The sequence below is a fragment of the Pseudomonas sp. SORT22 genome (genome assembly GCF_018417635.1).
Lineage (GTDB): Bacteria > Pseudomonadota > Gammaproteobacteria > Pseudomonadales > Pseudomonadaceae > Aquipseudomonas.
In genome coordinates this window covers 5,466,838-5,490,940 of record NZ_CP071007.1, presented here as the reverse complement: position 1 = coordinate 5,490,940, position 24,103 = coordinate 5,466,838, and the positions used below count along the sequence as shown (strand labels likewise).

Genomic DNA, 24,103 nt, shown 5'->3' with positions numbered 1-24,103 from the left:
ACGGGTTCCTAAAATTTACCGATGGTGATGTCGCCAGCCGGTCGCTGAAAATGGCGGACCTGAATCTGGAAACCATTACGTAAGCCCACATAGAGGCTGTCCCCGGGAGCCAGTCCCGCAGCGCTGGCCCAACGGGCCAGGTCGTCCTGCTCGAAGCCCAGCCAGATATCGCCACAGGCCTCTCTGGCCCAGCTCTGGTCGTGGCTGCACAACTCTGTTACCAACAGGCTTCCGCCTGGTTTCACGCGGTTGGCCAGCTGCCGCAGGGCTTCGGCCGGGGCGCTGAAATGGTGCAGGACCATGTTCAGCACTACGCAGTCGGCTTCCACATCCGTTGCACTGAGTGCATCGGCCAACTGCAGGTTCACATTAGCCAGACCTTCACGCTCGCAGACCCTACGGGCCAGGTCGAGCATGGTCGGGCTGTTGTCCAGGGCGGTGACCCGGGCAAAGCGCCGGGCCAGCTCGGGAAGAAACTCGCCATCGCCGGGGCCCACTTCAAGGGCCTCGGCGCCGGCTTCAAAACTGAGCTTGTCGAGCAGGGCCAGCAAGCTTTCGCGGTACTGCGGCAAGCCGGCAATCAAATCCTGCTGGGCGCGAAATTTCTCTTCGACACGCAGGAAAAAGTCCTGGCTGGTGGCAGCCCGGCGTTGTTGCACCTGGGCGATACGGGCCTGGACCTCATCGGCCAGACTCAGCCCGTCGACTTCTTCAAGTAATGCCGCATGCAGCTTGCCGCCCAGGCTCAGGCCATCGGGCAGGGCGCGGCGGTAAAAGATCGCATTGCCTTCGCGGCGGGTCGCGACCAGGCCGGCCTGGGCCAGGACCTTGAGGTGATGGCTCATGCCCGACTGGCCAATGGCGAAGATCTGCGCCAGTTCCAGTACGCCGAACGAATCGCTGGCCAGGGCGCGCAATACGTTAAGGCGCAGCGGGTCGCCGCCGGCTTTGCACAGGGCAGCCAGCGCATCGCTTTGCTCTTGGCGGATCGACGGCACGGGTAGGTTCATGGAGCGGCAGTCTAGTCAGGCAACGATTGCCTCGCAAGGCCAATATCAAAAAGTTTTGATATTGCTCGATAAGCGGGGCAATTCGTCGCAGGCCAAGCGACCGATCCGGCTGTTTGCCCGGGTTAACGCCTGATTCTTTGCTCAATCACAGGAAAATCATGCTGCATCGACCATCCGTCATTGCCCCCGGACACGTGCCTGGGCGAAAATGGCCGCCTTTTTTCGTTTCGTAACTAATTCAACACCCAGGAGATAAGCGATGCCCAGCCGTCGTGAGCGTGCCAACGCCATTCGTGCCCTCAGCATGGATGCCGTGCAAAAGGCCAACAGCGGCCACCCCGGTGCCCCTATGGGCATGGCGGATATCGCCGAGGTTCTGTGGCGTGACTACCTGAAGCACAACCCGACCAACCCGAACTTCGCCGACCGCGACCGCTTCGTGCTGTCCAACGGCCACGGTTCGATGCTGATCTACTCGCTGCTGCACCTGACTGGCTACGACCTGTCGATCGACGACCTGAAAAGCTTCCGTCAACTGCACAGCCGTACCCCGGGCCACCCGGAGTTCGGTTACACCCCAGGCGTCGAGACCACCACTGGCCCGCTGGGCCAGGGCCTGGCCAACGCCGTCGGTTTCGCCCTGGCGGAAAAAGTCCTGGCTGGCCAGTTCAACCGCGCAGGCCACAACGTCGTCGACCACCACACCTATGTGTTCCTGGGTGACGGTTGCATGATGGAAGGTATTTCCCACGAAGTCGCTTCCCTGGCCGGTACCCTGGGCCTGGGCAAGCTGATCGCCTTCTACGACGACAACGGCATCTCCATCGACGGCGAAGTCGAAGGCTGGTTCACCGATGACACCCCTAAGCGTTTCGAAGCCTACAACTGGCAGGTGATCCGCAATGTCGACGGCCATGACGCCGACGAAATCCGCACCGCCATCGACACCGCGCGCAAGAGCGAGCAGCCGACCCTGATCTGCTGCAAGACCATCATCGGTTTCGGCTCGCCGAACAAGCAGGGCAAGGAAGATTGCCACGGTGCTCCGCTGGGCAACGACGAAATCGCCCTGGCGCGCAAAGAGCTGAACTGGAACCACGGCCCGTTTGAAATCCCGGCTGAGATCTACGCCGAGTGGGATGCCAAGGAAGCCGGCAAGGCCGTCGAAGCCGAATGGGACCAGCGTTTCGCTGCCTACTCCGCCGCTCACCCGGAGCTGGCCAACGAACTGGTGCGTCGCCTGAGCGGTGACCTGCCGGCCGATTTCGCCGAGAAAGCAGCAGCCTACATCGCTGAAGTCGCGGCCAAGGGCGAGACCATCGCCAGCCGTAAAGCCAGCCAGAACGCCTTGAACGCCTTCGGCCCGCTGCTGCCTGAACTGCTCGGCGGCTCGGCTGACCTGGCCGGTTCCAACCTGACCCTGTGGAAAGGCTGCAAAGGCGTCAGCGCTGAAGACGCCAGCGGCAACTACATGTTCTACGGCGTGCGCGAGTTCGGCATGACCGCGATCATGAACGGCGTCGCCCTGCACGGCGGCCTGGTGCCTTACGGCGCGACCTTCCTGATGTTCATGGAATACGCCCGCAACGCGGTGCGCATGTCGGCGCTGATGAAACAGCGGGTCATCCACGTCTACACCCACGACTCCATTGGTCTTGGCGAAGACGGCCCGACCCACCAGCCGATCGAGCAACTGACCAGCCTGCGCAGCACCCCGAACCTGGACACCTGGCGCCCAGCCGATGCCGTCGAGTCGGCGGTCTCCTGGAAGTTTGCCCTGGAGCGTAAAGACGGCCCGTCGGCGCTGATCTTCTCGCGTCAGAACCTGCAGCACCAAGAGCGTGATGCCGGGCAGATCGCCAACATCAGCCGCGGCGGCTACGTCCTCAAGGACTGCGCCGGCGAGCCTGAGCTGATCCTGATCGCCACCGGTTCCGAAGTCGGCCTGGCGGTTCAGGCGTTCGACAAGCTGACCGAGCAAGGCCGCAAGGTCCGCGTCGTGTCGATGCCGTCGACCAGCGTGTTCGATGCCCAGGATGCTGGCTACAAGCAGTCGGTACTGCCACTGCAAGTCGGCGCGCGGATCGCCATCGAAGCGGCCCACGCCGACTTCTGGTACAAGTACGTCGGCCTCGAAGGCCGCGTCATCGGCATGACCACCTACGGCGAGTCGGCACCTGCATCGGCCCTGTTCGAAGAGTTCGGTTTCACCCTGGAAAACATCCTGGGTACTGCTGAAGAGCTGCTGGAAGACTGATCAACAGTGCTGGAATCATCGCGGGGCAAGCCCGCTCCTACAGTTCTGTAGGAGCGGGCTTGCCCCGCGATTGCAGATAACGCTTCTGTTCCGTGAGCATCCCATGCCCCAATCGCGTCCTTACAAAGTTGCACTCAACGGCTACGGCCGTATTGGTCGTTGCGTCTTGCGCGCACTCTTTGAACGGGGGGCGAAGGCGGGCTTCGAGATCGTTGCGCTGAACGACCTGGCCGACCAGGCCAGTATCGAATACCTGACACGCTTCGACTCCACCCACGGGCGTTTCCCCGGAGAGGTGAAGGTCGACGGCGATTGTCTGCATATCAATGGCGACTGCGTGAAAGTCTTGCGCAGTGCCACCCCGGAAGGGATCGACTGGGCGGCGCTGGGCGTCGACCTGGTGCTGGAGTGCTCCGGCGCCTACAACACCCGCGCCGATGCCATGCGTTTTCTCGACGCCGGCGCGCCGCGGGTGCTGTTTTCCCAGCCCATGGCCAGCGAGGCGGATGTCGACGCCACGGTGGTCTACGGAATCAACCAGGATTGCCTGGACGGCAGCGAGAAGCTGGTGTCCAACGCCTCCTGCACCACCAACTGCGGCGTGCCGCTGTTGCGGGTGCTGGACCAGGCTTTTGGCCTGGAGTACGTGTCGATTACCACCATCCACTCGGCGATGAACGACCAGCCGGTCATCGACGCCTATCACCACGAAGACTTGCGCCGTACCCGTTCGGCGTTCCAGTCGGTGATCCCGGTGTCCACGGGCCTTGCCCGTGGTATCGAACGGCTGCTGCCGGAACTTGCCGGGCGAATTCAGGCCAAAGCCGTACGCGTGCCGACCGTCAATGTGTCGTGCCTGGACATCACCCTGCAGACCGCCCGCGACACCACCGCGGCCGAGGTCAACCGGGTGCTGCGCGAAGCCGCCCTGAGCGGCCCGCTGCAGGGGCTGCTGGCCTACACTGAACTGCCGCACGCCAGTTGTGATTTCAACCATGACCCGCATTCGGCGATTGTCGATGCCAGCCAGACCCGCGTTTCCGGCCCCCGGCTGGTCAACCTGCTGGCCTGGTTCGACAACGAATGGGGTTTTGCCAACCGTATGCTCGACGTTGCCGATCACTTTCTGCACGTCGTCAATCAAACCCGCTCCACTTGTAAACAGCCCTGAAGGACTGCATTCATGACCGTGTTGAAGATGACCGACCTCGATCTGCAAGGTAAGCGCGTACTGATCCGCGAAGACCTCAACGTGCCTGTGAAGGACGGTGTGGTTGCCAGCGATGCGCGCATCCTCGCTTCGCTGCCGACCATCAAGCTGGCCCTGGAAAAGGGCGCGGCCGTGATGGTCTGCTCGCACCTGGGCCGCCCGAGCGAAGGCGAGTTCTCTGCCGAGAACAGCCTCAAGCCGGTCGCCGAGTACCTGAGCAAGGCCCTGGGCCGCGACGTGCCGCTGGTTGCCGACTACCTCGACGGTGTCGAAATCAAGGCCGGTGACATCGTCCTGTTCGAGAACGTGCGCTTCAACAAGGGCGAGAAGAAGAACGCCGACGAGCTGGCGCAGAAGTACGCCGCCCTGTGCGATGTGTTCGTGATGGACGCCTTCGGTACCGCTCACCGCGCCGAAGGCTCGACCCACGGCGTAGCCAAGTTCGCCAAGGTCGCTGCTGCCGGCCCGCTGCTGGCGGCCGAGCTGGATGCCCTGGGCAAGGCCCTGAAAGCCCCGGCCAAGCCGATGGCGGCGATCGTTGCCGGCTCCAAGGTGTCGACCAAACTGGACGTGCTCAACAGCCTGAGCCAGATCTGCGACCTGCTGATCGTCGGCGGCGGCATCGCCAACACCTTCCTGGCCGCGGCCGGTCACCCGGTCGGCAAGTCGCTGTACGAGCCTGACCTGATCGACACCGCCAAGGCCATCGCTGCCAAGGTCAACGTACCGCTGCCAGTGGACGTCGTGGTTGCCAAGGAGTTCGCCGAAAGCGCCGCCGCGACCGTCAAACTGGTTGCCGACGTTGCCGAAGACGACATGATCCTCGACATCGGCCCGCAAACCGCGGCCAACTTCGCCGAGCTGCTGAAGTCGTCGAAGACCATCCTCTGGAACGGCCCGGTCGGCGTGTTTGAATTCGACCAGTTCGGTAATGGCACCAAGGTCCTGGCCCAGGCCATCGCCGAGAGCGCGGCGTTCTCCATTGCCGGTGGTGGCGATACCCTGGCGGCCATCGACAAATATGGCGTTGCCGAGCAAATCTCCTACATTTCTACCGGTGGCGGTGCTTTCCTCGAGTTCGTCGAAGGTAAAGTGCTGCCGGCCGTTGAAGTGCTGGAACAGCGAGCCAAGGCCTGATCCATTCGGCCTGGCAAAGGGAGCGACCTGCATGGTCAAGCAATTGCCTGTGATTATCCTGGCCGGTCTGCTCGGCGCTTGCTCCAGTAACCCGGAGCAGGCGCCGGCAAAGCCCGGCGCGCCGAAAGGCGGCTGCTATCAGTCTGAATGGCAGGCTGAAACGGCACCGGTGATCAACAAAAGGCTGGGCCCGGATGGCCTGGAAAAATACGACGACGAACATCAGCGCCGGGCCCAGGGTTGCCCTTGATCGGTTCACGGCAACCTACCGGCCGGTTTGTGGTCTGCTAGAGGATATTGGATGAAAGCGGTTGCGGCCTTGATGGCCCTGGCAGTACTCGGTGGTTGCGCAAGCCTCAAGCCTGCGCCGGCACCGGCCGACAACTGGACCCGCTGGGTCTGCGACAGCCAGGTTGAAGTGCTCTGGCGCTTTGCCGACAGCAGCCAGCAGGAGGTGGATGTACGCCTGGGTGGCGGCGACCAGGTCTACCGGCTCAAGCCGGAGCCCAGTGGCTCGGGTGCGTTGTACAGCGATGGAGTGCTGGCGTTCCACAGCAAGGGTGACGAAGGCCTGGTGTACTGGGTCGCCACCAACGATTTGATAGGGCGGGGCTGCAAGGCGCCGTGACTGGCCGGGCCTCGAAGGCCCACACTACTTGAATAGCAACCGCCGCTGCGGCAGGCTTGCACGAAAAACGACGCTTGTCGGGAGAGAGATACACAATGGCACTCATTAGCATGCGCCAGATGCTGGACCACGCCGCTGAATTCGGCTACGGCGTTCCAGCTTTCAACGTCAACAACCTCGAGCAGATGCGCGCCATCATGGAAGCCGCCGACAAGACCGACTCCCCGGTGATTGTCCAGGCCTCGGCCGGTGCCCGCAAATACGCCGGCGCGCCGTTCCTGCGCCACCTGATCCTGGCTGCGATCGAAGAATTCCCGCACATCCCGGTGTGCATGCACCAGGACCACGGCACCAGCCCTGACGTCTGCCAGCGCTCGATCCAGCTGGGCTTCAGCTCGGTGATGATGGACGGCTCGCTGGGCGAAGACGGCAAGACCCCGACTGACTACGACTACAACGTCCGTGTTACCCAGCAAACCGTTGCCATGGCTCACGCCTGCGGCGTTTCGGTTGAAGGCGAGCTGGGCTGCCTGGGTTCGCTGGAAACCGGCATGGCCGGTGAAGAAGACGGTATCGGCGCCGAAGGCGTACTGGATCACAGCCAGATGCTGACCGATCCGGAAGAAGCTGCCGACTTCGTCAAGCGCACTCAGGTCGATGCCCTGGCCATCGCCATCGGTACCAGCCACGGTGCTTACAAGTTCACCAAGCCGCCTACTGGCGACGTGCTGGCGATCGACCGCATCAAGGAAATCCACAAGCGCATCCCCAACACCCACCTGGTGATGCACGGTTCGTCCTCGGTACCGCAAGAGTGGCTGGCGATCATCAACCAGTACGGCGGCGACATCAAGGAAACCTACGGCGTGCCGGTTGAAGAAATCGTCGAAGGCATCAAGTACGGCGTGCGCAAGGTCAACATCGACACCGACCTGCGCCTGGCGTCCACCGGTGCCATGCGTCGCCTGATGGCCACCAACCCGAGCGAATTCGACCCACGCAAGTTCTTCGGCGAAACCGTCAAGGCCATGCGCGACGTCTGCATCGCCCGTTACGAAGCCTTCGGCACTGCTGGTAACGCCTCGAAGATCAAGCCGATCTCCCTCGAAGCGATGTTCCAGCGCTACGCCAAAGGTGAGCTGGCCGCCAAGGTCAACTAAGTCTGAACAGAAAAGCCCGCAGCGATGCGGGCTTTTTTGTGCCTGCGCGCCAGGAAGGCAATGCGCATGGCCCGGCCGGACAGACCGTTAGTCGGCTAACAGGCCATTCCGACCATGATGGCAATGTGCTGACTTCAGATTTATGGCAGCCGGGTCTAGAGTTACGCACAGATTTCAGCCGAAGCCCGGCATTGGTGCCTTAAGAGAAGCAGCATGGATTGCGCGCAACCTCAGTCACACGATAGCGGCTCAGTACTGCTGGTCGTTGACGATTATCCGGAAAACCTGATCAGCATGCGGGCCTTGCTGGCCCGCCAGGACTGGCAAGTACTCACCGCGAGCTCGGGGACGGAAGCCCTGAGCGCGCTGCTCGAACATGAAGTGGACCTGGTGCTGCTCGACGTGCAGATGCCGGGCATGGACGGTTTCGAGGTTGCCCGCCTGATGCGCGGTAGCCAGCGTACGCGGTTGACGCCGATCATCTTCCTCACCGCCAACGAACAGTCCCAGGCCGCTGTGCTCAAGGGCTATGCCAGTGGTGCGGTGGATTACCTGTTCAAACCCTTCGATCCGCAGATCCTCAAGCCCAAGGTTCAGGCGCTGCTCGAGCAGCAGCGCAACCGGCGCTCGCTGCAGCGCTTGAGCCGCGACCTGGAAGCGGCGCGGGCGTTCAACGCCTCGGTGCTCAACAATGCCGCCGAAGGCATCCTGGTGGTGGGCGAAAAGGGTGAGATCAGCTTTGCCAACCCGGCCATTTCGCAATTGCTCCAAGCCCCGGTCGAGCTGCTGCAAGGCGCCAACCTGCTGGATTTCGTGCAGTCGCCGGGGATGACCTTGTGGGCCGAATCGGCGTTCTACCAGGCCTACCTGGAGCGGCAGATCTTCCGTATCCACGATGCCCTGCTGCGTACCGCCGGCGGCCAGCCGGTGCCGGTAGCGCTGTCGTGCTCGCCATTGACCGACGGCCAGCGCGCCATGGTGGTGACGGTGCTGGACATGTCGGTGGTGCGCCACCTGCATCAGCAACTGGAGTTTCAGGCGGTTACCGACCCCTTGACCGGGCTGCTCAACCGCCGTGGCTTCTACCAGGCCGCTGAAAGCGCCCTGGTGCGTAATGAGCGCAGCGACAAGACCCAGGCGCTGATGTACCTGGACCTGGACGGTTTCAAACGTATCAATGATTTTCTCGGCCATGAGGCCGGCGACCGGGTGCTGCATTGGGTCGCCGAGCAGCTCAAGGATTGCCTGGGCGCCAATGCGATCCTGGCGCGCATGGGCGGCGATGAGTTCACCGCCTTGTTCGATGCCCTGGAATACCCCGAGCAGGCGGCGCGTTTCGCCGAGGGGGTGATCGAGCGCATGTCGATCTGCCAGCAGATAGAGGGCATGGAAGTGACCCTCGGCGTGAGCATCGGCATTGCCACCTACCCCGATTGCGGCGCCAACCTCGACGGCCTGCTGCGCGCGGCCGACGCTGCGATGTATGCGGCCAAGCAGGCCGGGCGCCAGCAGTATCGCTACTACGACCAGGACCTCAATGGCCGGGCGCGCTCGCGGCTGATGCTCGAAGACTCGGTGCGCAGCGCCATCGAGCACAAGGATTTCAGCCTGGTCTACCAGCCGCAGGTGGCATTTGCCGACGGCCGTCTACGCGGCTTCGAGGCGCTGCTGCGTTGGCAGCACCCCAGTGTCGGCGACGTGCCGCCGGGGTTGTTCCTGCCCTTGCTGGAAGAGGCGCGGCTGATTTCGCGCCTGGCCAGCTGGATATACGCCCAGGGCGCGGCGCAGCGGCGTGACTGGCAGGAATGCTTCGAGCCGACACTGGTGCTGGGCATTAGCCTCAGCCGCGTGCAGTTCGCCATGCCCAACCTGGCCGAGGAACTGGGCCGGGTGATCGCCATCCAGGGCCTTGATCCGGCGCAGCTGGAGGTCGAGGTGGCCGAGACGTCGTTGATGGTCAATAACGACGTGGCTTTGAAACAGTTGCACAAGTTGCGCGAGCTGGGCGTGCGCATCGCCCTCGACGATTTTGGTGCGGGCGATTGTTCGCTGCGGCTGCTGCGCGACCTGCCAATCGACACGCTTAAACTCGACCGCCACCTGGTCGCACGCTTGCCCGGCTCGCAAGCGGACGCGGCGCTGGTGCGTTGCGTCATCGACCTGTGTCGCCAGTATGCAATCAGCGTGATCGCCGAAGGTGTCGAAACCCTCGAGCAGGCGCACTGGCTGCAGGCCAACGGCTGCGAATATGTGCAGGGCTTTTTGGTGGCGCGACCGATGACGGCCAGTGATGCCGGGGCGTTTCCGGGCTTTTTTGCCTGGCAGCAGCTGTAGTTGGGTACACTGGCGCCTTTACCGTCAGCCGTTTTGCCCATGACCGTGCTCAAGTACCTGCAAGCCTATCCACCCGCCCTGCAAGACCAGGTTCGCCAGTTGATTGCCAGCAATCGCCTGGGCGACTACTTGCAGCAGCGCTACCCGGACCGGCACGCGGTACAAAGCGACAAGGCGCTGTACAGCTATGCCCAGGCGCTCAAGCAGGAGCACCTGCGCAACGCGCCGAACCTCGACAAGGTGCTGTTCGACAACCGCCTTGACCTCACCCACCGCGCGCTCGGCCTGCACACGGCGGTGTCGCGGGTGCAGGGCGGCAAGCTCAAGGCCAAGAAGGAAATCCGCATCGCTTCGTTGTTCAAGGAGGCGGCGCCGCAGTTTCTGAAGATGATCGTGGTGCACGAACTGGCGCACCTGAAAGAGTCCGATCACAACAAGGCGTTCTACCAGCTCTGTGAATATATGCAGCCGGGCTACCATCAACTGGAATTCGACCTGCGCGTTTACCTGACCTACCGCGAGCTGCCCGCCAGCCTGTAGGCCCTGAGGATTTGCCAATGGAAGTGAGCAAGACCAAGAGCAGTTTCTACCGCCGGCTGTATGTCGCCTGGCTGATCGACAGCCAGACTGCCAGCACCGTCCCGGCCTTGATGGAAGCCACCGGCATGCCGCGGCGCACCGCCCAGGACACCATTGCCGCCCTGGCCGACCTGGACATCGTCTGTGAGTTCGAGCAGCAGGCAGGGGCGCGCAATCATGCCGGGCACTACCGGATTCGCGACTGGGGGGCGATCGACAAGCAGTGGATCACCCAGCATTTGCGCGGTATTCGTGAAGTGCTGGGCTATCCCTGAAGGCCCCATCGCGGGTCAATCCCGCTCTTACATAATTGTGGGAGCGGCGGTGCGGCGACCCGACTTGACCGGCGATGCTGCTAGTCCCGCCGCATACCAATGTGTGGGATATCGTCTTCCAGATACTCCTCTCCCGCCACCTTGAAACCATGGCGTGCATAGTAGCCCTGCAAGTGCGCCTGGGCTGACAGGTATACCGGCACTTCAGGCCAGTAATGCTCTGCGTACTTGAGCCCATGCTCCATCAGTTCATGGCCGAGTCCACGACCACGTGCCTCGGGGGCGATCAGCACCCGGCCTATGACCACGTCACCGCCCTGGGACTGTGGATCGAGCAAACGCAGGTACGCCAGCAACTGGTCACCTTCCCAGGCCATCAGGTGGCAGGTGTCGCCTTCCAGGTCCTGGCCATCGACTTCCTGGTAGGCACATTTCTGTTCGACCACGAACACTTCGGTACGCAGTCGCAGAATGGCATAGAGTTGTTCCTTGCCAATGTCACTGTGGTGTTTGCAGATCCAGTCGATGGCCATGGGCGTCTCTCAAGCGGTTGATAGCCCTGATCATGGCAGACTGCGCGGCGAGGGTCTAATTGCGCCAGGTCAATACAGGCTCGAAGTCGACCGGAATAGAGGCCATTTGATATCATTTGCCTCTGCCCGATTACTTCTTCTTTGTGTAACCTGCGATGGCTGATAGGCACTGAACATTCTCAAGCAGTTGAAATCAACGGCGCGAACCAGGGGTTCGCTAAAGGATTTGAGCATGCGGCCATTGCTTCGAGTCTTGGCTTCAATGGGAATACTGCTACTGCTGAGCACATCGGCGCAGGCCACCCGGCTGCGGCTGGTGGCCGACAGCTGGCCACCGTTCACCGATGCCAGCATGGCCAACGGCGGCCTGGCCACAGCCATCGTCACCACCGCCCTGACCCGTGCCGGCTATACCAGCCAGTACGAGCAGGTGCCCTGGGCCCGGGCGCTGCTGGGGGTGGGGGAAGGCCGCTACGATGTGCTGGTCAACGCCTGGTACAACGACTCGCGTACACAAATTGGCCAGTTCTCCGCCAGCTACCTGACCAACCGTATTCGGCTGCTCAAGCGCAAAGGCGATGCGCTGCGCTTCAATGCCTTGAGCGACCTCCATCCGTTCCCTGTCGCCGTGGTACGCGATTACGCCTACTCGCCCGAGTTCGACAGTGACGCCCAATTGCAGAAGGTTCCGGTGCGCAGTTTTTCCGTTGCTGTCGGCATGCTCGCCGCCGGGCGTGTACGCCTGGCGCTGGAGGATGAGTTCGTTGCCGGTTATTACCTCAAGCGCGAACCGAAAGAGGTGCGTGAGGCGGTGGAGTTCTTCGACAAGCCGGTCAGCGAGAACAGCCTGCATATCCTCGTCAGCCTGAAGAATCCCGAGCACCAGCAGATCGTCGCCGGTTTCGACCGCGCCATTGCCCAGATGAAAGCCGATGGCAGTTATGCCCGGCTGCTCAAGCAGCACGGCCTGTAATCAGGCCGGCGCGCTGTCCTTGATCAGGTGTGCGGCGAGGGTGCGCAGTGGCGCCAGTTGCCGGCAGATCAGCGCCAGCTGGGTTTGCACCAGGCGCTGGTTTTCGTCGAGCTCTTCGGGCATCTGCTCAAGCTCATTGGCCAGGGCCTCTTCGGCATCACTGTGGATCGCTACCGGCAACTTGCTGGCCAGGCCTTCGGCGATTTCATCCAGGCTGCTGGCCAGGCTGGCCCCGGCGCCATCGATCAACTGCTGGCGAACCTCGGCATCCAGGGCCGTGTCGCGGTGCGCGCCGAGGCCCGACAGATAACTGAGCAGGGTGTGCGACAGCACCAAAAAACGGAAACCGACGTCGGCCTCCTTACGAAAATGCCCCGGCTCCATGAGCATGTTGGCCAGGGTGGTCGACAACGCCGCGTCGGCGTTGTGGGCGTTGCGCCGGGCCAGGCGGTAGGCGAGGTCGTCGCTCTTGCCCTGGGCGTACTGCTGCATGATCTGGCGCAGGTAGGTGCTGTTGCAGCTCAAGGTGTTGGCCAGCACCTTGTTCAGGCGCCGGCCCTGCCAGTCCGGGAGGAACAGGAATACGGCGAGGATGGCGATCAGGCTGCCCACCAGGGTATCGAACAGGCGCGGCAGGAACAGCCCGTAGCCATCGCCGATCTGGTTGAAGCAGAACAGCACCATCAGGGTGATCGCTGCGGTTGCCAGGGTGTAGCGGGTGGTGCGGTTGACGAAGAACACCACCCCGGCGGCCACGGCGAACAGTGACTGGATGATCGGGCTGGGGAACAGGTCGAACAACGCCCAGCCGACGGTCAGGCCGATGCCCGTACCGATGATCCGTTGCACCAGCTTGCGCCGCGTGGCGCCGTAGTTGGGCTGGCAGACGAACAGGGTGGTGAGGATGATCCAGTAGCCCTGGGTCGGGTGAATCAGGTGCACCATGCCATAGCCGATCGACAGCGCCAGAGGCAGGCGCAGGGCGTGGCGAAACAGCAACGAGGTCGGCGTCAGTTGCTGGCGCAGGCGGCTCCAGACGTCCTTGAAATTGCGCGGCGAGCGGTCGAGCAGGCTGCTGTCGCTGGCATCGGCAAGGTTGTCGGGGTTGCTGGCATCGCTGAGCAGGCGGTCGAGGGTCGCCAGGTTTGCCGCCAGCGCCCGCAGCGAACGCAGCAGGCCACGCCAGGCCGGGTTGCTCTGGATGCGCAGGTGTTCGAGCGAGGCGTGCAGGTCTTCCAGGGCCTGGGCGAAGCTGGTGTCGTAGGTGAACGGCTGGCGCAGCTGGATGGATTCGGACAACTGCTGGCACGCAACGCCCTGCTGGCGCAGCAGGCGCTGGCAGCGGAACAGCACGTCGCTGTGGAAAAAGGCTTCGGTCAGGGCGTTGTAGGGGTAGTGCGATGAACTGGCACGCTCATGGATGTCCTGGGCCAGGAAGTACAGCTTCAGGTAGCGGCTGACCTTCGAGCCAGGCCGGCCATTGCCGACCCGGTGCAGGATGATCTCCTTGGCCGCATTCAGTGCGGCCACCACCCGGCCGTTCTGCTGCGCCAGTTCCAGGCGCCGGGCTTCGACATCCAGCTGGCGGATCGGCTCGAACAGGGTGGCCTTGAGCTTGAGGTAGCGACCCAGCTCGCGGAACAGCCGGGCCAGGCTCTGCTGCACCGGCTGGTTGGAAAACAGCGCCTGCCATAGCACTGAAAGCAGGCCGTACCAGGCGGCGCCGGCCACCAACAGCAACGGCTCGTGCCAGAAGTCAGTGACTTCGCCGCCGCGCTGGTCGACGCCGATCATGGTGTACACCGACAAAATCAGCGTCGCCGAGGCAATCGCGCCGTAGCGCTCGCCGAGCGCACCGAGCATGGTCAGGGCAAAGCTGGCCAGGGCCAGGGCGCAGCCGAAGATGATCGGGTAGGGGAACAGCAGCTCCACCGACAGCGCGGCAACCGTGAAGCACACCAGGGTCACCGCCAGGGCATTCAGGCGCCCCTGCCAGCTGTCGTCGGTCTCGGCCAGGGCGCTGGCGATAATCCCCAGAAACAGCGGGATCAGCAGGCTCATCTCGTCCTTGTACCAGCACAGCAGCATGCTGCCGGTCAGGGCGATGAGAACGCGGATGGCGTAGCTGAACTTGTCCAGGGCCCAGAGGCGGCGCAACGATTGGCTGAACGAGGAAGATGACATGTCGGGTCGGCAGGCCTTGGGCGATGATCGAAATTGAGCCAGTCAGATGGCAGCGGTGTTACCGCCGCCATCTGACCAGCAAAATTTGTTCCTTGATGCGCTGATTCTACCGCGAAGGTTAGACGAACTGCGCGGCCGCGTACGCCGAGGCCCAGGCCCACTGGAAGTTGAAGCCGCCCAGGTGGCCACTGACGTCGAGCACTTCACCGATAAAGTACAGCCCCGGGCTTTTCAGCGACTCCATGGTTTTCGACGAAACCTCGCGGGTATCAACGCCGCCCAGGGTTACCTCGGCGGTGCGGTAGCCCTCGGTACCGGCCGGCACCACCTGCCAGGCCCCGAGCTTGTCGCTGACCTGGGCCAGTTCCGCCGGGGTGTACTGCTTCATCGGTTTGGAGACGAACCAGTGCTCGGCCAGCAGGTTGGCCATCTTCTTGGTGAAGATTTCGCCGAGCAGGGTCTTGAGCTCGCTGTTGGGGCGCTCGGCTTGCTGCTGTTGCAGCCAGCTCAGGGCGTCGTGCTCGGGCAGCAGGTTGATCTCAACCGTGTCGCCGGCCTGCCAGAACGAAGAAATCTGCAGGATCGCCGGGCCGCTCAGGCCGCGGTGGGTAAACAGCAGGTTTTCCCGGAAGCTGCTGGCGTTGCAGCTGGCCACGCAATCCACCGAGGTGCCCGACAGTTCAGTGCAGATCGCCTTGAGCTGCGGTTCGGTGATGGTGAACGGCACCAGGCCGGCACGGGTCGGCAGCAGGGTGTGACCGAACTGGCGGGCGACCTGGTAGCCGAAGCCGGTGGCGCCCAGGGTCGGGATCGACAGGCCGCCGGTGGCGATGACCAGCGACTGGCACTGGAACTGGCCGGCGCTGGTTTCCAGCAGGTAGCCGCTGTCGAGTTTTTCGATCTGCTCGATGCGGGTGTCCATGCGCAGCTCGGCGCCAGCGTTGTCGCACTCGTCCAGAAGCATGCCGAGGATGTCGCTGGACTTGTTATCGCAGAACAGCTGGCCGAGCTTTTTCTCGTGGTAGGGCACGCCGTGCTTGCCGACCATCTCGATGAAGTCCCACTGGGTGTAGCGGGCCAGGGCCGATTTGCAGAAGTGCGGGTTGTGCGAGAGGAAATTGCTCGGCTCGGTGTACATGTTGGTGAAGTTGCAGCGGCCACCACCGGACATGAGGATCTTCTTGCCCGGTTTGTTGGCGTGGTCGAGCAGCAGCACCTGACGGCCGCGTTTGGCGGCGCTCAGGGCGCACATCAGGCCGGCGGCGCCAGCGCCGATGATGATCACTTCGGTGGAACGCACTGCAAAATCCTCGAGAATTCGGTGGTGAAGCGATCGCGGGGCAAGCCCGCTCCTACAGGGAGGGTGTGTAGGAGCGGGCTTGCCCCGCGAAAAAAGTAATCAGACGATCCGCACCCGCAACGAGCGGCCTTTGATCTTGCCGCTGTTGAGCCGCTGCAGCGCCTGTTTGGCCACCGCGCGCTCGACGGCGACGAAGGCCTGGAAGTCGAAGATGGCAATCTTGCCGACCTGGGTGCCCGGCAGCCCGGCATCGCCGGTCAGGGCGCCAAGAATGTCGCCAGGGCGCAGCTTGTCCTTGCGCCCGGCAGCGATGCACAGGGTGCTCATGGTCGGCAGCAGCGGTGCACCATTCTGGGCCTTGAGGCTGTCCAGCTGTTCCCAGCGCAGGGCGGCCTTCTGCATGTCTTCGATGGCCTGGGCGCGATGGCCTTCGGCCGGGGCCACCAGGCTCACCGCCAGGCCTTTCTCGCCGGCACGGCCAGTACGGCCGACGCGGTGCACGTGGATCTCGGCATCGCGGGCCAGCTCGACGTTGATGACCATGTCCAGGGCGTCGATATCCAGGCCGCGGGCGGCGACGTCAGTGGCCACCAGCACCGACAGGCTGCGGTTGGCGAACAGGGTCAGGACCTGGTCGCGGTCACGCTGCTCCAGGTCGCCATGCAGGGCCTGGGCGGCGATACCCTTGGCCTGCAGGTGCTCGACCAGCTCCTGGCACTGCTGCTTGGTGAAGCAGAACGCTACGCACGACTGCGGGCGGAAGTGCCCGAGCAGCTTGCTCACCGCGTCCATGCGCTGTTCCGGGGTGATCTCGTAGAAGCGCTGCTCGATCTGGCTGTCGGCGTGCTGCGACTCGACCTTGACGGTTTGCGGGTCGCGCATGAACGCCGAGGCCAGCTGCTTGATGCCGGCCGGGTAGGTGGCGGAGAACAGCAGGGTCTGGCGGCGCTTCGGGGTCTGGCCGATGATGTCGGCGATGGCGTCGTAGAAGCCCATGTCGAGCATGCGGTCGGCTTCATCGAGCACCAGGGTGTTGAGGCCATCGAGCACCAGGGTGCCTTTGCTCAGGTGCTGCTGCACGCGGCCCGGGGTGCCGACGATGATGTGCGCGCCGTGCTCCAGCGAAGCGATCTGCGGGCCCAGGGACACGCCACCGCAGAGGGTCAGAATCTTGATGTTGTCTTCGCTGCGGGCCAGGCGGCGCAGCTCTTTGGCCACCTGGTCGGCCAGCTCGCGGGTCGGGCACAGCACCAGCGCCTGGCACCCGAAGTAACGCGGGTTGAGCGGGTTGAGCAGGCCGATGCCGAAGGCGGCGGTCTTGCCGCTGCCGGTCTTGGCCTGGGCGATCAGGTCCATGCCCTTGAGCATCACCGGCAGGCTTTGGGCCTGGATCGGGGTCATCTGGGCGTAGCCGAGGGCGTCCAGGTTGGCCAGCATGGCGGCGGACAGCGGCAAAGTGGCGAAGGCGGTGGCAATGGTGGTCACGAGACTGGCCTGCAAAACAAAATGTCGCGCAGTGTACCAGCCTCATGGCCTTTAGCCCTAAGGCTCGATCTCCGGTTCCGGACGAGGGGCACGCCTTCCGTCCGCCCTGGACAGCTGCATGAAGATCGCCGCCGCCAGCATGGCCATCAGGCCGATGGTCACAAAGGTCAGCTGGAACGCCCCGAGGGTGCTCTCGACGCCTTCGGCACTGCCCGCTGCGGTAAAACCGCCAAGCAGGGCGCCGGCACAGGCCACACCGAGGCTCAGCGACAATTGCGCGACCACCGACAGCAGGCTGTTGCCGCTGCTGGCGCTGTTGTCGTCGAGATCGATCAGGGTCACGGTGTTCATCGCTGTGAACTGCATCGAGTTGACCGCACCCAGCAAGCCCAGTTGCAACAGCAACAGGGCGTAGGGCGTCTGTTCGTCGACCAGCCCCAGGCTTGCCAGCAGCAGGCCCAGCAACAGGGTATTGCCGGTGAGAATATTGCGATAGCCGAAGCGCTCGATCAGCGGCCGGGCAATCGACTTGGCGACCATCGCCGCCGCGGCCAGGGGGATCATGCTCATGCCGGCCTGGGACGGTGAGTAACCCAGCGCCACCTGCAGCAACAGCGGTACCAGGAACGGCAGGGCGCCGCTGCCCAGGCGGGCAAACAAGTTGCCGAGGATACCCACCGAAAAGGTCCGGGTGCGGAACAGTTTTGGCGAAAACAGCGGGTTGTCGACGCTGCCGGCGCGCAGCCAGTAGGCGGCCAGGCAGGCCATGCCGGCAAACAGCAGCAGCATTACCCGCAGGTGCGGCAGATGCAGCTCGCCCAGGCCTTCCATGGCAATGGTGATCAACACCATTGCCGCGCCGAACAGCACGAAGCCGATGCCGTCGAAGCGGGTACGCTCCGAGCCGCGCAGGTCGGGGATGAACTTCCACACCGCATAACAGCCGATGGCGCCAACCGGCAGGTTGAGCAGGAAGATCCAGTGCCAGCTGAGAATTTCCACCAGCCAGCCGCCCATGGTCGGGCCCAGCAACGGCCCGAGCAGGCCGGGGATGGTGATGAAGCTCATGATCCGCACCAGCTCCGAGCGTGGATAGGCACGCAGTACCACCAGGCGCCCGACCGGTAGCATCAAGGCGCCGCCCAGGCCCTGGATCACCCGTGCCGCTACCAGCATGCCGAGGCTGCTGGCCAGGGCGCAGAGCAGCGAACCGAGGCTGAACAGGAGGATGGCGCCGAAGAAGATGCGCTTGGTGCCAAAGCGGTCGGCAATCCAGCCCGAGGCCGGGATCAGCAGGGCCACGGTGAGCATGTAGGCGATGATCACCGACTGCATGCGCAGCGGGTCTTCGGCCAGGTCGCGGGCCATGGCCGGCAGGGCGGTGTTGAGGATGGTGCCGTCGAGCGACTGCATGAAAAAGGCGATGGCCACCACCCAGGGAATCCAGCGGGCGGTGGTCGGGTCCAGCGGGGCGCGGTTGGGCATGGGTTAGTGTGCAGTCCTTGAGGGCCTCATCGCGGGTCGGTGGCAGCGGGCTTGACCCGCGATGGGCTAATTACAGTGTCAACGTCAGGCGTTTGACCAACGCTCCCGGCAAATGGCTCGAACTGGTCTGGCGCTGGCCGTAGGTGCTGGTCGACAGAATCAGCTCGCGTTCGGTCGTCAATGCCTCCAGTTGCGAACCCAGCAAACTGTAGACGCTGTCGTCAAAGCGCATGGTGCTCACCGGCGCCTGGATCTCGCCGTTCTCGACCCAGAAGGTGGCGAAGCGGGTCAGGCCGGTCATGCGCGCAGCGGGCAGGTCCGAGTAGTTCAGGTACCAGAGGTTGCTGATGTACAGGCCGGTGCCCAGGCGGGCGAGGACTTCGCTCTGCCCAAGCTCGCCGCCGGCCATGCTCAGCGCGCATGGCGACTCGTAGCTATCGGCACCGTTGGCCGCCAGTTCGAACTCGGCGGCGCTACGGGCGCAGATCAGCCGATCGTGGGCCCGGCCCTGGTCAATCAGGCGCAGGTCGCTGCGCTCCAGGCCTTCGTCCGAAAACGACGGGCTCAGCGAGCCGCTGACCTGCTCGCTTATCTGGACCAACGGGCTCAGGCTGGCATCGGCGCTGTACAGGCGTTGCAGCGGGCTGTTCTTGGTGGCGATGGCCTGGGCCGAGAAGCCGCCCCAGCAGAGCATGCCCATGATCTCGTCCAGCGCTGCCGGTGCCAGGTAGGCGCGGTACTGACCGGGGGCGAGTTTTTTCAGCGGGCGGCCGAGGTAGTCGAGCTGTTCGCGGGCCTGCTGCAGGCGCAGGGCGAAGGCTTCGCCGTCCCAGGACTGGCCGGCATAGTTGGCCTTGACCGCCTCGCCGTTGCTGTGGAACAGGCTCCAGTCGAAGTTGAAACTGTTGGCCTGGTGCCAGCCAAAGGCCCCGAACGAGCTGGCAAAACCCCGGCAGATCGGGCCCGCGGCGTAGATGCCAACCAGGTCCAGATCACCCGCGCCTTGCTCGATCTGCGCCAGCACCGCAGCGCTGTCTGGCAGCGCTTGATCCTGCACGCTATGGCTGTGCCAGGCGCTGTCATTGAGTTGCAGGTAAGGGTCGGGCTCAAGCAGCGGCAGGGTCTGGCGCAGTTGCTCCAGGGCTTGTTGCAGGCGCAGCTGATCGACCTCGGCGTCGTTGCCGAGGGTGAACTGCAGCTCGGCCTGGCGCCCGTCGGCGACCAGCTTGAGCACGCAACTGGCCTGTTGCACTTCGCCGGCCTGGCGCACCCTGGCGTGGTTGAAGCGGATGAACTGCGAGTGCTCGCCGCTGTAGCTCAAGGTGAAATGCTCTGGCGCGCACACCGCGTCGCGCAGGCTGGCGACCAGGTGCTGGAAACTTTGCAGTGGGGTGGCAGCCATCAGGCGTCTCCTCCGAATACGTCGATCTGGCTGAATACGCAGGCGGGGGAGGCGTGGCCCACGCGTACCACCTGGTTCGGCTCGCCCTTGCCGCAGTTTGGCGTGCCCAGTACCTGCAAGGTGCTGGCGTCACCGACGGCGCTGAGATTGCCCCAGAACCGGGCGGAGATGCCGCGGTAGTTGGGGTTCTTGACCACGCCCTTGAGCTCGCCGTTTTCGATCAGTTGGCCCCATTCGCAGCCGAACTGGAACTTGTTGCGCGCATCATCAATCGACCACGAGCGGTTGGTGCGCATCAGGATGCCCTGCTCGATACCGCCGATCAGTTGCGCCAGGGTCTTGTCCCCCGGCTCGATGTTGAGGTTGGCCATGCGGTCGATCGGCGCGCGGTTCCAGCCGCAGGCGCGGCTGTTGGCCACCCCTTCAAGGCCGGAACGGAACTGCGACAGGGCACCACCGAGCGGGCGGACCAGCAAACCGTCCTTGATCAGGTACTGCTTGTGCGCAGCGCTGCCGTCATCGTCGTGGCTGTAGCTGGCAAGCTCTTCGCGGATCGACGGGTCGAAGGTCACGTTGAGCAATTTCGAGCCGTACTGCAGGCTGCCGAAGTCGCTGGCTTTGACAAAGCTGGTGCCGGCGTAATTACGCTCGTCGCCGAGGATGCGGTCCATTTCCAGCGGGTGGCCGATCGATTCGTGGATCTGCAGCATCATCTGGTCGGGCATCAACAGCAGGTCGCGCACACCACTGGGGGTGTTCGGCGCCAGCAGCAGTTGCAGGGCCTGCTCGGCGACTTTGGCCCCGGCACCAACCAGGCCGCAACGCTCGATCACATCGAGGCCGCCCTGCTGGCCGAAGTTTTCCCGGCCCAGGGTGCGGGTCTGGCTGTCCTGGCCGTCGAAGGCGGTGGTGCTGAAACCCGGGTAGATAAAGCGCTGGGCCTGGCGCAGTTCAGCGCCGGCGGTGTTCAGGTAGATCTGCTCGATAGTGCTGATGCCAAGGCTTGCCTGCCAGTTCACCAGGCGGCTGTCGTCCGGCACGCTGGCAGATTCCTGGGCAAGCAGGGCGTAGCAGTCGGCCAGGGACGGGAAGGCTTGCTCAAGGTTGGGCGAGCAGTAATCGGCGCGGCCTGTGGCCAGCGGTTGCTCGCGCAGGTCGAGCAGGGCGCGCCCGGCGATTTGCCGGGCCAGTGCCTCAGCCTGCTCCAGGGCACGCTGCAAGCCGGCTTGCGAGAGGTCGGCGGTGGCGGCGTAGGTTTCCACGCCATGGACGCGCACGGTGAGCATCGCGCCTTCGTCGCGGCTGAGAAACGGCGGCTCGGCGATATTCTTGCGCACCGACAGGTGTTGCTGGCTTTGCTGCACATAACGCAGGGAGAAAAATTCGCCACTGCTGCGCAGAGCGGCGAAGCGCTGGCGCAGCAATGCGGTCAACTCGAACATGCGGGAACCTCCGTGTGCGCGGTGGCTCCCCCTCAGAACCACTCGTCGTGCATGCTCAGGCAGGTATCGTCACTGGCCGCGAGCAATGCCAGCTCATTATGGCAGCCCGGCACTTCCCAGGTCAGGAAATAACGCGCGGCCTGCAATTTGCCCAGGTAGAAGTCGCGATCGGCCGGGTTGCCCCGGGCCAGGCCTTGTTCGGCGTGGATTGCCTGCTCCAGCCAGCGCCAGCCGATCACGCAGTGACCGAAAGCCTTTAGATACAGCGCCGAGTTGGCCAGGGCTGCATTGACCTGGCCCTGGGCCAGATCGCCGAGCAGGCCGAGGGTCACTTCCTGCAGGCGATTGAGCAACTGCTCCAGCGGTACCCGCAGACGATCCAGGCTGCTGTGCGGATGGGCTCTCTCGCAGGTGCTGGCGATCAGGCGGACCAGTTGCTTGAGCCCGGCACCACCGTTTTGCGCCAGCTTGCGCCCGAGCAGGTCCAGCGACTGGATGCCGTGGGTACCTTCGTGAATCGGATTCAGGCGGTTGTCGCGGTAGTACTGTTCGACCGGGTACTCGCGGGTGTAGCCATGGCCGCCGAGAATCTGGATGGCCAGCTCGTTGGCCTTGAGGCAAAACTCCGAAGGCCAGGACTTGACGATCGGCGTCAGCAGGTCGAGCAGTTCATGGGCCTCCTGGCGAACCGTATCGCTTTCGCCGCTCTGGGTGTCATCGAACAGCCGCGCGGCGTACAGGCCCAGATCAAAGGCGCCTTCGACGTAGGCCTTCTGGGTCAGCAGCATGCGCTTGACGTCGCTGTGATTGATGATCGGCACGGCAGCGGTGGCCGGATCCTTGTTGTCTGGCAGGCGCCCTTGCGGACGCTGGCGGGCGTACTCCAGCGAGTACAGATAGCCGGCATAACCAAGCATCACCGCGCCCATGCCGACGCCGATACGCGCCTCGTTCATCATCTGGAACATGCAGGCCAGGCCCTGGTGTGGTTTGCCCACCAGGTAGCCGACGCACTGGCCGTTGTCGCCGAAGTTCAGCGCCGTCGAGGTGGTGCCGCGCCAGCCCATCTTGTGGAACAACCCGGCCAGCAACACATCGTTGCGCGGGCCGAGGCTGCCGTCGGCGTTGACCAGGAACTTGGGCACGATAAACAGCGAAATGCCCTTCACCCCGGGCGGCGCATCGGGCAGCTTGGCCAGGACCATATGCACGATGTTCTCCGACAATGGATGGTCGCCGCCGGAAATGAATATCTTGTTGCCGCGCAGCCGATAGCTGCCATCGCCGGCTGGCTCGGCGCGGCTGCGAATATCGGCCAGGGACGAGCCAGCGTGCGGCTCGGTCAAGGCCATGGTGCCGAAGAAGCGGCCTTCGATCATCGGTTGCAGGAACAGGCGCTTCTGCTCGTCGCTGCCAAAGCTTTCAATCAGGTTGGCGGCGCCCATGGTCAGGAACGGGTAGGCCGTGGTACCGGCGTTGGCCGCCTGGAAGTGGGCGAAACAGGCTTGCGAGAGCAAGGTCGGCAACTGCATGCCACCGGCTTCGAAGTCGCGGCTGGCGTTGAGAAAGCCGGCTTCAAGGAAGGCATCGACCGCAGGCTTGACCTCGGGGATCAACAGCGCCTCGCCATTTTCATAGCGCGGCTCGTGCTCATCGCCCTTGCGATTATGCGGGGCGAAATACTTCTCGGCGATGGTCCGCGCAGTGCTCAGAGCGGCATCGAAGGTTTCGCGGTTGTGCTCGGCAAAGCGCGGGCGTTGGGTCAGGGCCTCGGCATCGAGCACTTCGTAGAGTTCGAAGGCCAGGTTGCGGGCGCTGAGCAGGGTCTCGGACATGGCGGCATTCCTGTCTGGGGATGGGCCGAGTCTAGGTAGTGACGATGCTACTGCACAGTGAAATAGATACGGGTGATGGCAAGGCACAAGGCGTTTGGGAATGTTCGTACCCTTGCTTCGGAGCCAGAGGGCAGATCTGTGATGCACGAGCAGGCTTAGATAGTCGGCCCATTACCGAAGGCCGTAGCCATGACCACTAACAGCACCGCTTCGATGAGCCCTGATCTCTCTGATGCCACAGGCAGGGGGCCAATGTTCTTCGTCGTATCGATCAGAAAGTTGATCGTGATGAACCTGTTCACCTTTGGTTTTTATTGGCTTTTTTGCCATTACCAAAGCTGGGCGCTCTACCGGCGGGAAACCGGGGAGCGAGTGTTACCGCTGGTAAGAAGCATCTTCGGCATTCTGTTTCTTTACAGCCTGCTGAGCAGGGTCGATCGGCAATTACACCTGTCTGGTCGAAGCTACAGGTGGTCACCGTTCTGGTTGGTATGCGCCTTGATCCTGCTGACAGCGTTCTCGTTGTGGGCAAACCAGATGATGGAGCTGGCGCCGCTGCCGTTGTTGAGTGCGGTATTGGCTATGGATGTCGTGATTCTTTGGGTAATGGCCAGGATTCAGGGAGCGATAAACACCTGCGTAGGCGACCCGAAAGGCCAGTCTAATTCCCGCTTGTCACTCCTGAATTGGGCCTGGATGTCGGTCGGGATTCTGGTTTGGATAGTGCTGGTGTCTTTTCTCGTGGTTTTGCTGGCAGGTTTTTTCATCGGGATCTTTGTTGATGTCTGAGTTAGCCATCAGGTGATACATCGATCAGAGTTGGTTTGGGAATTTTCACACAAGAAAAGAGGAGGCTTCTGGTAGTCAATTTACG

General features: G+C 63.3%; 20 protein-coding genes. 11 read left to right on the top strand and 9 right to left on the bottom strand.

Features of this window, described 5'->3' with window-relative positions:
* Positions 1–8: 8 nt before the first annotated feature.
* The gene (locus tag JYG36_RS25160; protein WP_045193817.1) at positions 9–1,010 is read right to left on the bottom strand and encodes an ArsR/SmtB family transcription factor; all 1,002 of its coding nucleotides are present in this window, start codon (positions 1,008–1,010) and stop codon (positions 9–11) included.
* Positions 1,011–1,269: 259 nt separating this feature from the next.
* Between JYG36_RS25160 and tkt the strand changes: the two genes are divergently transcribed.
* The 9 genes from tkt to JYG36_RS25115 all read left to right on the top strand — a co-directional run bounded on the left by tkt (position 1,270) and on the right by JYG36_RS25115 (position 10,590).
* On the top strand, positions 1,270–3,267 hold the full coding sequence (tkt, locus tag JYG36_RS25155) for a transketolase (RefSeq protein WP_093376877.1): 1,998 nt from the start codon (positions 1,270–1,272) through the stop codon (positions 3,265–3,267).
* A 103-nt stretch (positions 3,268–3,370) separates the two neighbouring features.
* On the top strand, positions 3,371–4,438 hold the full coding sequence (epd, locus tag JYG36_RS25150; RefSeq protein ID WP_093376873.1) for an erythrose-4-phosphate dehydrogenase: 1,068 nt from the start codon (positions 3,371–3,373) through the stop codon (positions 4,436–4,438).
* Between the two features lie 12 nt (positions 4,439–4,450).
* Positions 4,451–5,614 (top strand): phosphoglycerate kinase, encoded by a 1,164-nt coding sequence (locus JYG36_RS25145; RefSeq protein ID WP_045193813.1) that lies wholly within the window; start codon positions 4,451–4,453, stop codon positions 5,612–5,614.
* Positions 5,615–5,645: 31 nt separating this feature from the next.
* Positions 5,646–5,864, top strand: coding sequence for a hypothetical protein (locus JYG36_RS25140; protein ID WP_045193812.1), 219 nt, complete (start codon positions 5,646–5,648; stop codon positions 5,862–5,864).
* Positions 5,865–5,915: 51 nt separating this feature from the next.
* Positions 5,916–6,242, top strand: a complete 327-nt coding sequence (locus tag JYG36_RS25135; RefSeq protein ID WP_045193810.1) for an MliC family protein — start codon at positions 5,916–5,918, stop codon at positions 6,240–6,242.
* Between the two features lie 95 nt (positions 6,243–6,337).
* Positions 6,338–7,402 carry a class II fructose-bisphosphate aldolase gene (fba, locus tag JYG36_RS25130; protein WP_043863595.1) on the top strand — a complete coding sequence of 355 codons (1,065 nt, stop codon included), beginning with the start codon at positions 6,338–6,340 and terminating at the stop codon, positions 7,400–7,402.
* A 213-nt stretch (positions 7,403–7,615) separates the two neighbouring features.
* The gene (locus JYG36_RS25125; protein ID WP_213602647.1) at positions 7,616–9,736 is read left to right on the top strand and encodes a putative bifunctional diguanylate cyclase/phosphodiesterase; all 2,121 of its coding nucleotides are present in this window, start codon (positions 7,616–7,618) and stop codon (positions 9,734–9,736) included.
* Between the two features lie 39 nt (positions 9,737–9,775).
* Positions 9,776–10,276, top strand: coding sequence for a YgjP-like metallopeptidase domain-containing protein (locus tag JYG36_RS25120; protein WP_045193804.1), 501 nt, complete (start codon positions 9,776–9,778; stop codon positions 10,274–10,276).
* Positions 10,277–10,293: 17 nt separating this feature from the next.
* Entirely contained in the window at positions 10,294–10,590 is a 297-nt protein-coding gene (locus JYG36_RS25115; protein WP_093376863.1) for a winged helix-turn-helix domain-containing protein, read from the top strand.
* A gap of 80 nt (positions 10,591–10,670) precedes the next feature.
* Here the strand turns inward: JYG36_RS25115 and JYG36_RS25110 are convergent, their stop codons facing one another.
* Entirely contained in the window at positions 10,671–11,123 is a 453-nt protein-coding gene (locus JYG36_RS25110; protein ID WP_093376860.1) for a GNAT family N-acetyltransferase, read from the bottom strand.
* Between the two features lie 232 nt (positions 11,124–11,355).
* On the opposite strand from JYG36_RS25110, the gene JYG36_RS25105 reads away from it, so the two are divergent.
* Entirely contained in the window at positions 11,356–12,096 is a 741-nt protein-coding gene (locus JYG36_RS25105) for a substrate-binding periplasmic protein (protein ID WP_093376858.1), read from the top strand.
* Here the strand turns inward: JYG36_RS25105 and yccS are convergent, their stop codons facing one another.
* From yccS to JYG36_RS25070, 7 genes are all read right to left on the bottom strand, one after another.
* Positions 12,097–14,280: a YccS family putative transporter gene (gene yccS / locus JYG36_RS25100; RefSeq protein ID WP_093376854.1), complete on the bottom strand. Its 2,184-nt coding sequence runs from the start codon at positions 14,278–14,280 to the stop codon at positions 12,097–12,099.
* A 118-nt stretch (positions 14,281–14,398) separates the two neighbouring features.
* Positions 14,399–15,580: a BaiN/RdsA family NAD(P)/FAD-dependent oxidoreductase gene (locus JYG36_RS25095; RefSeq protein ID WP_045193795.1), complete on the bottom strand. Its 1,182-nt coding sequence runs from the start codon at positions 15,578–15,580 to the stop codon at positions 14,399–14,401.
* Positions 15,581–15,679: 99 nt separating this feature from the next.
* Positions 15,680–17,017 carry an ATP-dependent RNA helicase DbpA gene (gene dbpA, locus JYG36_RS25090; RefSeq protein ID WP_249744453.1) on the bottom strand — a complete coding sequence of 446 codons (1,338 nt, stop codon included), beginning with the start codon at positions 17,015–17,017 and terminating at the stop codon, positions 15,680–15,682.
* A 105-nt stretch (positions 17,018–17,122) separates the two neighbouring features.
* A complete protein-coding gene (mdtD, locus tag JYG36_RS25085) occupies positions 17,123–18,550 on the bottom strand; it encodes a multidrug transporter subunit MdtD (RefSeq protein WP_195885525.1) in 1,428 nt (475 codons plus the stop codon).
* Positions 18,551–18,620: 70 nt separating this feature from the next.
* The gene (locus JYG36_RS25080) at positions 18,621–19,952 is read right to left on the bottom strand and encodes a TldD/PmbA family protein (protein WP_213602646.1); all 1,332 of its coding nucleotides are present in this window, start codon (positions 19,950–19,952) and stop codon (positions 18,621–18,623) included.
* Positions 19,952–21,394: a TldD/PmbA family protein gene (locus tag JYG36_RS25075; protein ID WP_093376844.1), complete on the bottom strand. Its 1,443-nt coding sequence runs from the start codon at positions 21,392–21,394 to the stop codon at positions 19,952–19,954. The genes JYG36_RS25080 and JYG36_RS25075 overlap by 1 nt, the downstream gene beginning before the upstream one ends.
* 32 nt (positions 21,395–21,426) lie before the next feature.
* Positions 21,427–23,229 (bottom strand): acyl-CoA dehydrogenase, encoded by a 1,803-nt coding sequence (locus JYG36_RS25070; RefSeq protein WP_093376839.1) that lies wholly within the window; start codon positions 23,227–23,229, stop codon positions 21,427–21,429.
* Positions 23,230–23,418: 189 nt separating this feature from the next.
* Between JYG36_RS25070 and JYG36_RS25065 the strand changes: the two genes are divergently transcribed.
* Positions 23,419–24,018 (top strand): hypothetical protein, encoded by a 600-nt coding sequence (locus JYG36_RS25065; RefSeq protein WP_143013253.1) that lies wholly within the window; start codon positions 23,419–23,421, stop codon positions 24,016–24,018.
* Positions 24,019–24,103 lie beyond the last annotated feature (85 nt).